The sequence below is a fragment of the Haloactinopolyspora sp. genome, assembly GCF_027324685.1.
Taxonomy (GTDB): Bacteria; Actinomycetota; Actinomycetes; order Jiangellales; family Jiangellaceae; genus Haloactinopolyspora.
Window position 1 is genome coordinate 118,168 of record NZ_DAHVSH010000008.1, and the last position, 15,082, is coordinate 133,249.

Annotated in this window: 7 protein-coding genes; 5 read left to right on the forward strand and 2 right to left on the reverse strand. The window is 69.2% G+C overall.

Annotated features, from left to right (window positions below; genetic code table 11):
• The first annotated feature begins 22 nt into the window (after positions 1–22).
• The 5 genes from M6444_RS01665 to M6444_RS01685 all read left to right on the forward strand — a co-directional run bounded on the left by M6444_RS01665 (position 23) and on the right by M6444_RS01685 (position 8,409).
• A complete protein-coding gene (locus M6444_RS01665) occupies positions 23–1,000 on the forward strand; it encodes an asparaginase (protein ID WP_298322251.1) in 978 nt (325 codons plus the stop codon).
• A 138-nt stretch (positions 1,001–1,138) separates the two neighbouring features.
• Positions 1,139–3,007 (forward strand): HNH endonuclease signature motif containing protein, encoded by a 1,869-nt coding sequence (locus tag M6444_RS01670; protein ID WP_298322270.1) that lies wholly within the window; start codon positions 1,139–1,141, stop codon positions 3,005–3,007.
• A 426-nt stretch (positions 3,008–3,433) separates the two neighbouring features.
• A complete protein-coding gene (locus M6444_RS01675; RefSeq protein WP_298322254.1) occupies positions 3,434–3,883 on the forward strand; it encodes a YdeI/OmpD-associated family protein in 450 nt (149 codons plus the stop codon).
• Between the two features lie 47 nt (positions 3,884–3,930).
• On the forward strand, positions 3,931–4,116 hold the full coding sequence (locus M6444_RS01680; RefSeq protein WP_298322256.1) for a PspC domain-containing protein: 186 nt from the start codon (positions 3,931–3,933) through the stop codon (positions 4,114–4,116).
• A 264-nt stretch (positions 4,117–4,380) separates the two neighbouring features.
• Positions 4,381–8,409: a S8 family serine peptidase gene (locus tag M6444_RS01685; protein WP_298322258.1), complete on the forward strand. Its 4,029-nt coding sequence runs from the start codon at positions 4,381–4,383 to the stop codon at positions 8,407–8,409.
• A 54-nt stretch (positions 8,410–8,463) separates the two neighbouring features.
• Here M6444_RS01685 and M6444_RS01690 read toward each other — a convergent pair whose 3' ends face one another.
• Together M6444_RS01690 and M6444_RS01695 are read right to left on the reverse strand one after the other, a co-directional pair.
• Complete coding sequence (locus M6444_RS01690; protein WP_298322260.1) at positions 8,464–12,675, reverse strand: ThuA domain-containing protein; 4,212 nt, start codon at positions 12,673–12,675, stop codon at positions 8,464–8,466.
• Positions 12,676–12,739: 64 nt separating this feature from the next.
• Positions 12,740–15,082, reverse strand: a 2,343-nt coding sequence (locus tag M6444_RS01695; RefSeq protein WP_298322262.1) for a discoidin domain-containing protein, incomplete at its 5' end; no start/stop codon positions are given.

Below are 15,082 nucleotides of genomic sequence, written 5' to 3' on the forward strand. Positions count from 1 at the left end.
GCCATACAAGGAGGCTGAAAAGGTGTCGCTTCCCACGGTCGTGGTCATCTCGCTCGGCGGAACCATCGCGATGAGCGGCGAGAACGGCGCCACCCCCGCATTGACCGGAGACGAGCTGATCGCGGCCGTCCCCGGCCTCGGCGGCCTCGCCACCGTCGAGGCGGTGAATTTCCGATTGTTGCCGGGCGCCTCCCTACGACTGGACGACATCGACGAGCTGGCCGCTGAGATCGAACGCCGACTCGACGCCGGGGCTGACGGCGTGGTGATCACCCAGGGCACGGACACGATCGAGGAAACCGCGTTCTACCTCGACCTGCAGCTTGATCGAACCGAACCCGTGGTGGTCACCGGCGCCATGCGCAACGCGTCGCTACCCGGAGCCGACGGGCCGGCCAACCTTTTTGCCGCGGTCGTGGTGGCCGGTTCGAGACTCGACCTGGGCGGCGTCGTGGTCGTCCTCGACGACCAGGTCCACAGCGCCCGCGCCGTCGCCAAGACCCACTCGACCCTTCCCTCGGCCTTCGCCTCGCCCGGCTGCGGGCCCATCGGTCTCGTCGCCGAAGGCCGCGCCCACCTCTCCGTTGTTCCGGTTCGGCGGTGGCCGCGCATCCGTCGCGCCGCACCTGGTGCGCCCCCGCGGTCGGTGCCCATCGTCACGATCGGCCTGGACGACGACGGCGCGACGCTCGCGGCGGCCGACCGCGCCGACGCCGTCGTGCTCGACGCCTTGGGCGTGGGCCACGTACCGCAGTGGCTGGTCGAACCGATCACCCGCCACGCCGAACGGATCCCGGTGGTGATGACCTCGCGCACCCGGACGGGCCCGGTTCTGCGCCAGACGTACGGCTTCCCCGGATCCGAGCGCGATCTACGGGAACGCGGCGTGCTGTCCTGCGGCCTGCTGAACGCGCTGAAGGCTCGGATCTTGCTCCTGGCACTGCTGCGCTCCGGCATGAACCGCGCGGAGATGGTCGACTACATGGCGGAGGTCGACTGACGTATCGCAGGGCGGCTCAGCGTGGGGCCGGGCCGTGGTGAGTTCGATCCGCCGAGGTTGTCGGTGCCACCCGATAATGTCGTTCACATGTTCGAAGATGAATCTGGTCCTGATGATTCAGCGCATCCCTTGCAGGTAGTGCTGGACACGGTGCGCCGGGCCGCGCAGGACGTACAGGACGTGCCGGCGTGGGGTCTGTCCACGGCCGAGCTGGCGCGATTGGTGCGGTTGCACGAGGCAGTGACAGCACAGTTGGCCGCCATGGGGCTGGGGTTGGTGCGCGAGGCCGATCGCCGCGATCTGGGCGCCGGAGCGGGCGCGGTGTCCACCGCGGATTGGTTGCGAGACCGGTTGTGCCTCGATCACGGCACGGCCAAGTCCCGGGTGGAGCTGGCCATGGCGCTGGATGTGCCGATGGATCTGCTCGCCGTCGCCGGTGAGGTGCATGCCACGGCATGGCGAGACGGTATGGCCAGGCCGTACGACACCGGCTACCCCGACCCCGCCGCACCCGCGGACTCCGACGTTCCCGGTGGTCGTGTCGATCCTGTCAGTGTTCCACACATGGGCAGTGACGGTCGTTCGCCTGGCGCTCGTGGGCGTACCGGGTTGGGCGTCGATGCCGTCGCGGTGTCGGAGTTGGCGGTGGCCGCCCGGCAGTCGTTGCCGTGTACGGCGTGGGCACTGCGCGCCGGCCGGATCGGGGTCGAGCATGCCCGGGTGATCCTTCGCGCCCTGAAGCGGTTGCCGAGCGATCTCGACGCGCTGGCGTGGGCCGAGTGCGAAGCGTTCCTGGCCGTGCACGCCACCGGGCACGGCCCGCGGAACCTGGCCCGGTTGGGCTCGCACCTGGTGACCTCGGTGACCGGTGCACACGAACTGGCGCGCCAACACAGCCGCGAAACCACGCCCTCCTCTTCCGGCACCGGCGCTGGAACTCACGCTGGCCCTGATCAACGCGACGGAAACGCCTGCAGTGGTGAGACCGATCACGGTCACAGCACCTGCGGCGAGCACAGCAGCGCCGACGCCGACGGCCACGAGCCCAGCGGCACCGAGTCCAGCAGCGCCGACATCGGCAACCACGAGCCCAGCGGCACCGAGTCCAGCAGCGGCGAGCCGAGCAGTAGCGGCTGTGCCTGCGGCGGCGGACAGGTCGGTGCGGTGAGCGGAGTCGGCGCTGGCGGAGAGGCAGCTGGGGGCGCGCTGGACAACGATCGAGCCGAAGAACGCGCCGAGGCCTCGGCGATGTTCGGGTTCATCGACGACGGTGACGGCACGGTCCGCGTCTACGGCCGGTTGTCCGCCGAGGCCGCTGATCTGATCACCAGCGCACTGGCGCCGCTGGCCGCGCCGCGCCCGGCGGCCGACGGCACCCCTGACCCTCGCGGACACGGCAGACGCATGGCCGAAGCACTCACCGAACTGTGCCGACGCGCCATGGACACCGCGACCATGCTGCCCGGCGCCCGCGGCGCTCGCCCTCACGTGAGCATCACTGCTTCACTGGCCACCCTGCGCGGCGAACCGGGCTGCCCCAAAGCGGTCTCGATGTGGGGCACCCCCATCACACCTCAAGCTGCCCGCCGCATCGCCTGCGACGCCGCGATATCACGGGTCCTCACCGATCCCGCCGGCGTCCCGCTCGACGTCGGACGCGCCTACCGCAGCGTCACGCCCGGCCAGTGGACCGCCCTCGTGGCCCGCGACAAGGGTTGCGCCTTCCCCGGCTGCTCCCGGCCGGCGGCTTGGACTCAAGCTCACCACATCATCCACTGGGTCGACGGCGGACCCACCGACCTCTCCAACCTCGTGCTGCTCTGTGCCCACCACCACCGCAGCGTGCATCACCGCGGCTGGACCGTCCGCCTCGGCGCGGACAAGCTCCCCGAATTCATCCCTCCCCCATGGATCGACCCCCGCCAACACCCCCGACGCAACACCTACCACCGCATCCCCGACGCCCTCACCCACCCACAGCCACCACGCCACGCCAAGGCCGCGTGAATCACCCTGTGCACGGCACCCCGCACGACGAGCCCCGCCCCGACGCGCTGCGCATCTCACCCCGATCTGGCTGCGACGTCCCCGACGCACGATTCATCCATCAGCTGCGACGTGCTGCGTGTCGCATCGCGCTGCTCCAGACTCTGATGCTGCAGTTGCGCCTCGGGACGCCAGGAACGACGACGTCATGAACGCCTCGGGACGCCAGGAACGACAGCGTCATGAGCACCTCGGGTCGCCAGGAACGACAGCGTCATGAGCGCCTCGGACGCCAGGAACGACAGCGTCGATGCCCGCTTCACCGCGCTGCTCGACGGTTCCGCGGCACTTTCCTCGTTGATCCCTCATACCGACGGCGCATCGCGGTAAGTTGCCGAGCACGAAACACCGGCACCGACCAGTTCCACGCTCGCCCGGAGGGATCAGATGGCCACCTTCCGCACCACGCTGTGGGCCAGTGGAGGCAACAACGTCGCCATCGTCGTACCGGAGGACGTCGTCCTGTCGTTCGGCCGCGGCAAACGAGTCCCCGTCACGGTCACGGTCGACGACGACTACACCTACCGCACGACGATCGCCTCCATGGGCGGGCAGTACCTGATCACTTTCAACGCCCAGACCCGTGCAGTCACCGGACGAGGCGCAGGAGACGAAGTCGACGTGACGCTCGAGCTCGATGACGCGCCCCGCACGGTGGAGGTACCCGCTGTCCTCGCGCAGGCATTCGAGACCGACCCCGACGCCGCCGCAGCATGGTCCGGACTCTCCTACAGCAAGCAGAAGGCTCACGCGCAGGCGATCGAGGGCGCCAAGACGGACGAGACCCGCCAACGCCGTCTCGACAAGATCCTCACCGAGCTACGTGCGGCGCACTGATCCGGCATGCCACGAATGATCCACGTCACGAAGGGTAGGACAGCGTCATGGCAACGAATCGGCTGGTACGTCCGCGTCAGGGCAAGTGGATCGCCGGAGTGTGCGCAGGCCTGGCCGAGCGATTCGGCATCTCCACGTTCCTGGTCCGCGTCGGGTTCGTGATCTTCGGGCTCGTCGGCGCCGGGGAGATCGTCTACATCGCGTTGTGGATCGCCGTGCCGAAAGAAGAATGACCCGGTCGCGCGCGGCCTGAACTGGTGGCCCGAACCGGCCCGCGACTGCCTCGGTGGTCGCCGACGATTCCGACACGACGAGGTCTCTCACCGCACGTACACGGCGGAGCACGGGTGATGTGGCAGAGTATCGCCAGCTGAGATGGCGCCCCGCAGGACGTGACCGTTTGCCGTCAGTGGCATGGATACGCCACGGCTAAGCGTTTACCACCGACTCACGGTCGAGGTAGGAACAGATGACGCCTGCCCGACCTGAGGAGACTCATGCCATCGTCCGCCCGCAGCGAATCCGTTCGCGCTTCGGCCCGCCCCCGTCTACGGAGGACGCGACTGACCACCGCGGCGCTGGCGGTAATCCTCGCCGCTGCCGGGCCCGCCGAAGCCGGATCGCCAGCTTCGGCGGCCGCTGAGAATGCGGCAACCGCGCGCACGGCAAGCACCGCGGCCACCGCCGTCAACCACGCAGCAGACGACACCGCGGCAAGCTCCTACGACCTCACCCTCGTCACCGGCGACATCGTGCACGTCACGGTCCACTCCGACGGGAAGAAGTCGGCCGAGGTCTCGCCGGCGCCCCGGCCGGACGCATCCAGCCCCAGCTTCTGGACCCACGAACGCGACGGCGAACTCCACGTGATCCCGGACGACGTCGCGAGCTTGATCCCGGGCCGGCTCGACCCGGCGCTGTTCAACGTCGACGCGCTCATCGATCAGCGCGACGCCGAGACACACGGCGACGACCTCGGCGTCATCATCACCTACCAGCCCGGCGCGAAGATGCGCACCCAGGCTGCTCCCAGCGGCGATGCGGTCCGGCTGGAGAGTGTGAACGGGCTGGGTGTGCACATCGACGGCGATGACGACACCGGCGCGATCCTCGAGGCGCTGCATCAGCTCGCCGACCAGCCGCAGGCCCGCACTCTCTCGTCGGGCCCGTACACCGGGATCGACAAGATCTGGCTCGACCGGCCCATCGAGCCCGCCTTGGACGAAAGCGTCCCCCGGATCGGTGCCCCCACGGCTTGGCAGCAGGGATTGGACGGCAGCGGTGTCACCGTCGCCGTACTCGACACGGGCATCGACACTGACCACCCGGATCTGGCCCACAACGTGGTGACGGCCCGGAACTTCACCGACTCCGACACCACCGACGACCGCGCCGGCCACGGCACCCACGTGGCGTCCACGATCGCCGGGTCCGGCGCCGCCTCCGATGGGCAGTACACCGGCGTCGCTCCCGGCGTCGAGCTGATCAACGCCAAGGTGATCGGCGACGGCGGCACCGGCACCACCGCCGACATGATCGAGGCGATGGAATGGGTCGCCCAGCAAGGCGCCGACATCGTGAACATGAGCATCGGCGTCCGGGGGGACTACAGCGACGGAACCGACCCGGGCAGCCTCGCCGTCGACGCGCTCACCGAGCAGTACGACGTGCTGTTCGTCATCTCCGCCGGCAACGACGGTCCCCGCGAGAGCACCGTCACCACCCCGGCCACGGCGAACCTGGCGCTCACCGTCGCCAACGTGGACAAGCAGGGCCAGATCGCGGAGTCCTCCAGTCGCGGGCCCCGCGCCGGTGACCGTGCCCTCAAGCCGGACATCAGTGCGCCCGGCGTCCACATCGGCGCCGCTCGCGCCGACGGGACGGCTTTGTGTCAGTTAACCTGCACCCAGCCCGGCGACGGCCCGATCGACGACTACTACACCTCCGCGTCCGGCACCTCGATGGCCGCGCCGCACGTGACCGGCGCGGCTGCGCTGGTCGCCCACAAGTACCCCGAGCTCGACGCGATGCAGCTCAAGGCCTGGCTGATGCAGACCGCCACCGAGAACGACGAGTTGTCCATCTACGCCGAGGGTGCCGGCGAGGTGAACGTCCCCCGCGCGCTCGACGAGCCGCTGCTGGCCGCTCCCGCCTCGGTCGGCTTCGGCGACTTCGGTTACCCGCATGCGCAGCGCGATCCCGTGGAGCGCAGTGTCACCTACACCAACCCCGGCGACGAGACCCAGACCCTGACGCTGACGGTCGACACCGAGAACGCCGACGGCGAGCCCACCCCGGAGGGCGCCCTGACGCTGTCGACGCCCACCCTGACCGTGCCGGCCGGCGGGACGGCCACGGTGACGCTGACACTCGACACCGCCCAGGCCGGGGCCGGCCAGTTCGGCGGTGCCCTCATCGCGCAGACAGCGGACGGAGCCTCGCTGCGCACGCCCGTCGGCTATTACACCGAGCCGGAGATGTACGACCTACACGTCGAGGGGGTCGCTCGCGACGGTCGCGAGGCGTACGGACGCTTCAGCGTCCTCGACGTGGTGGACGGCAGCGTGAACGCCGTGCGCGCCTGGGGCCAGGGCGACGACACCTCGTGCACCACCGTGGAACAGGTCACCAGCAACTGCGTCCGGGTTCCACCGGGCACGTACTCGATCAGCGGTCTGATCGCCACGATGCCGCCGTACGCCGAGGCCGGTCGGGCACCTGGCCCCCTCGACGCCTACCTCAACACCTCGCTCGTCTCCGAGCCCGAAGTCACGATCGACAGCACGACCACGCTGACGTTGGACGCGCGCAACGCCGTCGAGGTCCAGATCGACACCCCCGACCACGAGACCAAGCGCAACGACGGCGCGGCCCGGGAGCTCAAGCTGGCCCGCGTGCCCGACGAAGGACCCATAGCTGACGTCGGCCTGCTGATCACGCCCCGGACCCAGCTGGAGGAGAAGCTGTACGTGCAGCCGACCGAGCCGGTGACCCATGGCGACCTCATGGCCTACACCCATTGGGAATTGGCGGCACCGGCGATCACCTTCGACGTGGTCGGCGCCGACGACGTGCAGCTCGATCCGCTGTACTACGACTGGGGATGGTTCGGTAACGACTCCCGCACGTTCCCGATGCTCAGCGGCGAGCACGAACTGAACGTCGTGGACGCGGGGACGGCGAGCCCAGCGGAGATCGACGGCCTCGACCTCGACGGCGCACTCGCGCTGATTCGTCGCTCCGATGCCATCCCGGTGCCCGAACAGTCCAACAATGCCGCTGAGGCCGGCGCTGCGATGGTCGCGATCTACAACGACGAGCCGGGCCCCAACGCCAATCCGGGCCAGCCAGGGCTCGTGCAGGTGCCGACCGTCCGGCTTTCTCACGCCGAAGGACGAGCCCTGTTGGACCTGCTCGCGCAGCGGCAAGTCACCGTGACCGCCGAGGGCCGGCCGGTCAGCCCGTACCGCTACAACCTGGCGTTCACGGAGAACGGCCACATCCCCGCCGAGTTGCACTACGTCGCTGACAGTGACCAGCTGGCCGCGGTGGAGAACAGCTTCCACGGCCAGCTCGGTGAGGACCTGACGTTCTCTGAAGCCTGGTACGCCGTCCCGGCGTGGCAGAACTACGGGCTGAGCTTCGGGTTCCCCACTCGCGGCGGCCCGCAGACTCGTACCGACTACTACGTGCCCGACCCCGGCCTCGAGTACCGCAGTTCCGTCTCCACGCCCGAGACAGCGCCGTGGCCGGAGCCGCGGCTGACCTTCGAGGGACAGCGGCGATCGCTCCGCGCCGGCGAACGTGTCCAGCAATCGTGGTTCAACGCCGTCATGCACCCCGGACCGTGGCCGACCGACCCGATCCGCCGCAGCGGTGACCTGATGAACTTCAACCTGGCCGCCGTCATCGACGGCGATTACCACCCCGCCAGCGCCTCCACCACACCGCTCGATCTGCCCGGATTCACCACCCGGTTCCAGGTGTTCGCCGAGGACGAGCAGATCATCGACAGTCCGGTGACGGCCGGCTCCATCGCCGTCTCGCCGGAGGCGGAGACCTTCCGGATCGAGTACGACGTCGCCAATGCCGCACCGTGGGCGAACCTGTCGACCTCGAGCCGGTCGGTGTGGACGTTCACGTCGGCCTCGACGCCCGAGGATCAGGTCCGTGTCGAGCCTCTGCTCACTCTCGACTACGACGTCGACGTGGATCTGCAGAATCGGATGCCGTCGCCGGAACAGAGCAACGGGCCCCACACCGTCGAGTTCACCGTCGGGCATCAAGACGGCGCTCCCGATCTGCCGATCCGCAGCACCGCGTCGTTGGAGGTGTCCTACGACAGCGGCGAAACGTGGCGCAAGATCCGTAACCTGCGCGAGGTGGAGGACGGGCACTTCGTGGCGACCCTGCCCCGGCAGGCCCCCGCGGGCGGCGACGGCTTCGTCTCGCTGCGGGTGCGGGCCGAAGACCGCGGCGGCAACACCGTCGAGCAGGAGATCATCCGGGCCTACGCGCTGGGCTGACTCGGGAGCACCGGGCGTCCGCTGTCTTCGGCGACAGCGGACGCCCGGTGCTTTCTACTCGGCGTAGGCCACGGCGACCTCAGCCGCCGCGACGTAGCCGTTGCTGCCGTCCACCGCCTCCAACCGCACGTACCGCGCCGACTCCGCCGGCCACGAGGCGTACTTGACCGTCCCGTCCGCAGCCCAGGTCCCTGCCGCGGCCTCGTGGAAGTCCTGCCCGTCGGCGCTGACCCAGACCCGGAACTCGGGGATGTGGCCGTTGGGGTTGCCGTCCTGCCTGGGCACGTAGCGCAGAGCACTGACCGGGTAGCTGGACCCGAGGTCCAGGGTGAGCGACTGCGGCGGCGCGTCGTACGGATCCCACGACGTGTGCCACATGGTCACGGTGTCGCCGTCGATGGCGAGCTCGGGCTCGTATCCGCTCTGGTACGAGCTGGCCGTGGCGGTGATGTCCGCCAGCGGCACCTCGTGCTCGAACGGCGGCCGGATCTCGAAGTCCAGCGGGTCGGCGATGGTGGCGTCGGCGGTGCCGGCGTGCCGGTATGACGCGCTACCGGTGAACCGGACGGTGCCGAAGGGGGTGTCGTCGGGCACCGTCACATCCCACGACGCCGCGAACGACGTTCCGGGCTCGACCTGCTTCGCCGTGACCGGCCCCACTGCTTCGGCGGTCCAGCCGTCCGGCACGGTGAGCGCGAGCGCGGCGGCACGCAACGCCGTGTCGCCGTCGTTGGACAGCGTCGTGGTGACCCGCACCGTCTGGCCACCGACCGCCGACGACACCTCGCTCGTCGTGGTCACGCTGGCCTGCCGCAGCCGCGCCGCGGTCTGCGACGCGGCGGCCTGGACCTCCTGCAGCGGCCCCGCGAGAGCGGTGGCGACCTGCTGGGGCAACGCCCCGTCAGCCAGTTGCCGGTCGATCCAGCGCTGCCCGTCACTACTGAACTTCAGCACGTTGTCCGCGCCGTCGGTGAACGTCTCGCTCGCCGGGTCGGCCGGCCAGGCGGCCAGGAGGTTCTCGGTGATCCGCCCGGACAGATCGGCCAGGTACGTGCGCTGCTCCTCGGTGAGCTCCGCCGCGTTGTCCTCGATCACGGTGTCGAAGCGACCCAGGTGGCGATACGCGACACCGAGTGGCTCGACCAGCGGGGTGGAGAACCTGACCCAGTCGAGGCTGAACAGCGATTCCGCACCGGGAGTGTCGGTGAAGACCAGGAACAACTCGTGGCTGCCGCCCGGGTCGCTGACCTCGACCGTGTGGGTCCGGAACCGCTGCCCGTCGCCGCCGGGCTCGACGTCCACCGTCGCAAGGACCGGACCATCGACGGAACCGGTGCGGACCTCGATGGTGCCACCCGTCTCACCCGCGGCTACCCGGAAGCGCAGCTCGGTGACCCCGGCCAGGTTGACCGGCTCGAACGACACGTAGTCGCCGTGATCGATCTGGCTCAGCATCCGGCCGCCGTCCGGCTCGTTGGTCGCGATCACCTCCACGCCGTCGGATGACGTGAAGTGCTCGGCCTGCTTCAACCGGGGCTGCAGGATCGCCGAGTCCCCGCCGGTGAGCTGCTTGACGCCGTCGCCGCCGTTGTCGGTGTAGGTCGAGTCGACGATGTAGAAGGTGTTGTCGTTGGCGTCGTGGCCCTCGTCGACGATCGACCGGATCGTGCCTGCGCAACCGTGATACAGGTTTAGCGGATGGCCGTGCTCGTCGTGGCCGAGTCTCGGCTGGGTCACGACGGTGCCGCAATCGATCCCGCCGTCTTCGGCCGTGCCGTCCTCGGCGTCGGAGATGTCGAGCTGGAACGGGATCGGGTCGCCGAAGGTGAACACCTGCCCGTCGAGCGGGCGGACCATCTCGACCACCGGCGCGGTGTTGCCCACCGTGATCGGCACGTTGCGGATCCCGGTGCGGCCGGTGGAGTCGGTCACCGTCAGCCGAGCGGCGACGTCGCCGGTGTCGGCGTAGACGTGCGTGGGGGCGGGATCGGTCGAGTCGGTGGTGCCGTCGCCGTCGAAATCCCAAGCGACGGTGATGGTGTCGCCCTCGTCGGGGTCGTAGGAGCCCGCGCTGTCGAACTGCACCGTCAGCGGCGGCTGCCCGGACGTGGGGGTGGCCTGAGCCATCGCGACGGGGGACCGCTCGCCCGGCCGGACGTAATTGATCTTGTAGATACCGGAGTCGTCGTTGGGGTCGCCCCGGCCCGAACCGCCGTAGTTGGTACCCCACTCCGCCAGGTAGAGCGAGCCGTCGGGGCCGAACTCGAAGTCGATGGGGCGCTTGAACGTGCCCGAGGGCCAGAGCCGGTTGATGATCGCCGGGGCGCCGTCGGCATCGCTTTTCACCTCGAAAACGGTGTTGCGGGTCCACTCCGCGACGATGTCGGTGTCGTCGAAGTACTCCGGGAACTTCGTCTCCGAGTCGAGGTCGGGGTCGTAGTGGTACCGCGGTCCCTGCAGGGCCAACCGGCCGCCGGTACCGAGCTCGGGCCAGTCGGGGGACTCGTCGTACGGGTAGGCGATCCAGGCCGGCTGGGCCGGCGGCAGCTGGGTCAGCCCGGTGTTGTTGGGCGAATCGTTGACCGGTCCGCCCGCGCAGTCGTACCGGCCGTTCGACTCGCCGGTGGCGTAGTCGTAGTCGACGTAGGCCTGGTTGTCCGCGATGCAGTGCGGCCAGCCGAAGTTGCCGGCCTCGGTGGCGATGTTGAACTCGTCGTAGCCCTGCGGTCCTCGAGCCGCGCTGTCCGCTCGCGCGTCCGGACCGACGTCGCCCCAATGCAGGAACCCGGTCTCCTGGTCGACGTGAATCCGGTACGGGTTGCGCACCCCCATCACGTAGATCTCCGGGCGCGTCTTCTCCGTGCCTGGCGGGAACAGGTTGCCGTCGGGGATCGTGTAGGTGCCGTCGGGTTCGGGATGGATCCGCAGGATCTTGCCGCGTAGGTCGTTGGTGTTGGCCGCGGAGCGCTGGGCGTCGTTGAACTTCTCGCCCGGCCGCTCGTCGGTGGCGCCGAACCCGCTACAGCACGGGGCGGTGTTGTCACCGGTGGCGATGTACAGGTTGCCCGCAGCATCGAAGTCCATGCCGCCGCCCTCGTGGGCGCTGACCTGGCGCTGGCTGCCGATCTCGAGCAGGACCTGCTCACTGTCGAGGTCGATGGTCTCGGTGTCGGGCTGGTAGGTGAACCGCGACACCCTGTTCACCGTGCCTTCCAGCGGCGAGTAGTAGATGTAGAGGTGGTTGTTCTCCGCGAAGGCGGGGTCCAAGGTGATGCCGTGCATGCCGTGGGTGTGCTCGACCAGCACGTCGAGGAAGGCGATCTGGTCGGTGTGCTGGTCGGTCGGGTCGTACATCTTCACCGCGCCGCCACGCTCGACGGAGAAGACCCGGCCGTCGTCGGCGACGGCGATGTCGAGCGGGTCGTCGGTGTTGCCGTCCAGGAGGACCTTCTCGAACCGGTCCTCATCGGTCGCGCCGCAGTCTCCCGGTGCCGCTCCGGCCGCCCATTCGATGCCGCCGAGCAGATGCTGCAGGAACAGGGGCTCGCTGTAGGCCGCGGCCTCATGCCCGAGCGCGGTGTACCACGACCGGCCGTCCTCGACGTCCTGGCACCACGCAATGGGGTGGTCCGCACCCATCGTGTGCCCCTCGTAGCTGGCGACGTCCAGGCTCGCCAGCACGTGCACGTCGCCGCGCGGGTTCGCCGCGAAGTCGTACGGCTCCTCGGTCCAGGTCCACTCCTGCGGCAGGTCCGCGGTCGACGGATGCACCGGGTCGTCGACTTCGATCTCGACCTCTTGGATCTCCGGATGAGACTCCAGGTACGCGCCCACCAAGCGCCCGTACCACGGCCAGTCGTACCCGGTACCGCTGGCGTTGTGGATGCCGGCATAGCCGCCGCCGGCCTCGACATACCGCTCGAACGCGGCGCGTTGCTCCGCGTCGAGGATCGGCCCGTTGCGGCTGTTGGTGTTGTTGAACACCACGACGTCGTACGCCGCGAGCTGCTCGTCGGTGAACACCGAGGCGTCCTCGGTGACGGTGACGGCGAAGTCGTGCTCCGCGCCGAGTTGCTCGATCGCGGCGTTGCCGGCGGGGATGGACTCGTGCCGGAATCCGTTGGTCTTGGAGAACACCAGGGCCTGGAACCTGGGCTCGTCGCTGCCGTCGGGTGCGGCACCGGCCGGTGGCCCCGCCGCCGGCAGCGACGAGAGCAACGCGGAAACCAAGACAGGGACCACAAGGAACACGGCGGTACGTCTCATGAGCGATCCTTCCGCAGCCGGGACACGCTGTCGGTGCTGTCGATGCTGCCTGTGCTGTCAATGATCAAGCGGCGCCGCGCACGGGCGTGAGCGCGACGTTCAGTTCCGCGGCGCCGGCGTAGCCGTTGCCTGCGTGCGCCTCGAGGCGGATGTATCGCACCCGTCCCGGCGGGAGCGCCACCGCCTTGGTGGCCCCGTCCGCCGGCCACGAACCGCTGGTCACCGGTGTGAACGAGTCGCCGTCGGAGCTGACGTGGACGGTGTACTCGGTGATGTTGGCGTTGGGGTTGCTGTCGTAGCGCGGCGTGTAGAGCAGCGCTGTGGCAGGCCTGCGGCGGCCGAGGTCGAGCGTGATCGACTGCGGCAGCGGAGCTTGCGGCTCCCAGGAGGTGTGCCACATCGAGTTGGGGTTCGCGTCCAGAACGTTGGCGGCTTCGTAGCCCAGGTGCGCGTTGGTCGCCGTGGCGCTGATCTCGCCTTGCGGGACCAGGACCGGCGACGGGCCGGTGGGGGTGATCGTGAGGTTGTCGAACTGGGCGCGCTGCCAGTCCCCCACCATCAACCCGACCTGGCCGCGGTTGTGCCGGGCGTCGTCGACGCGGGCCACGCGCCGGTTGTCGATGAACGCCGAGATCTGCTCGCCGCGGAAGGCCAATGACAGGCGGTGCCACTGTCGCGGGTGGAACCGGTCGAGCCGCCCTTCGGCCAAGGCCGTCTCGGTGCGATCCGAGGCGTACTCGATCAGCGTCCACCGCCCGGAACGGTCCAGCCGGAGCCGGTAACCAGGCTGGCCGCCCGCCCCGAGCTGGACACCGTCCACTCGCCCGAGCAGGTCGACGTGCTGGGCCTGGTCGACGCGGGCATCCACCGCGACTCGATAGTCCCCGAACCAGTGGGGATCGCCGAGGACGGTCAGCGGTGTGGTGTGCGTCGTGTATCGCCAGGCGATCGGCTCGGTCGTGACGACCTGTTCGACGCATCCGCCACGCCGGCCCGGGCAGTCGACGGCCTCGAACGCTCCGTTGAAGTCGGACAACAGCCGGGGGCTGCGCCCGTGCGGGGTGGCGTCGAAGTCGTCGCGGTAGGGCAGTTTCATCGCCCGGTCGGTGCCGAACGTCCCCACCTTGCCTTGGCCTTGCCCGGCGGTGGTGGTGAGCGTGTACACGTGCCCGGGCTGCACGGTCAGCCGGTAGGTGCCGTCGTCATGGCGAATGGTGGCTTCCTGGGTGAACCAGTCCGCGTGCTGGTCTGAGCGCAGGTCCGTACGCCACACCTGGACCGGCGCGGTGGACAGGCCGGCGTCGTCGGGAATCTCGAAGCTCACGGTCTGTGGTGACTCCGCGTCCACAGACTCGATCACCACGCTGTAGTCGCCGGTGTCGGGCGAGCGCAGGGTGACGTAGCTACCACCGCTGTCGAGGTAACCGCTCGCGTCGTCGAGGTAGCGCCAGCCGGGTTCGGCGAACTGGCCGGTGTGGGCCATGGACCACAGCGACTTGCTGGTCTCGAAGTAGCCCGACCACGGCTGGTAGGCACGCATCAACCCCACCCCGGCGTACGGGATGGAGGTGTAGAACGACGCCGTCATGGCCCAGTTCACCGTCGCGGTCATCCGCCCGTCGATGTACGAGCGGTTGATCGCCTTGGCCAGCGGCCCGGCGCCGATGTCGTACTTCTGCGACCCCTGCTCACCGGACCACAGCGGCACCCCGAGATCTTGCGCGGTCTGCGTACTGGGGCAATGGTCGAACGGCGCGCCGTTGTACTGCTGGCCGCAGGGATAGTGGACCGAGAGGACGTCGACGGCGTCGCGGAACTCGTCGTCGGCGGCCATGACGTCAGCCACCTTCCACCGCTCCGCCAGGTCGGCCCCCCAGCCGTCCGCAGCGATGATCTTGGTGTCCGCGTGGCCGTTGGCCTCCAGCGCCTCGTCGAGCGCGACGAACCAGGACGGCTCGAAGTCCTCGGACTCGTTCCAGCCGCCGAGGTAGTCGATGCTCAGCCCGTGGTGCTGGGCGCAGTCGAGCCACGCGACGAGGTGATCGATGTTGTCCTGCGACCAGAAGCCGCCGTCGAACCAGCCCGGCGCACCCCACGACAGTCCGGACAGCACGATGTCCGGGTTACGCTGCTTGGCCTCGCGCATCAGCCACCATTCGTATCCGCGGTCGCAGTCGAGGTCGGTCGCCGCGCGCATGTGGCTGGGCTCCGAACCGGCCGTCGAGTTGACGTCGCCGCCGATCTCGACGCGCAGAATCTGCAATTCCGCGCCGTAGCCGGGCGTGAAGAGGTAGTCGAGGATGCGGCTGCGAGCCGGTTCGGGGTAGTCGACGAGCAGCCGGGACGACGCGCCGGCCGACAGCGCGCCGATCCCGTCGAAGGTTCGGCCGGCTGATTCGCCGTCCAG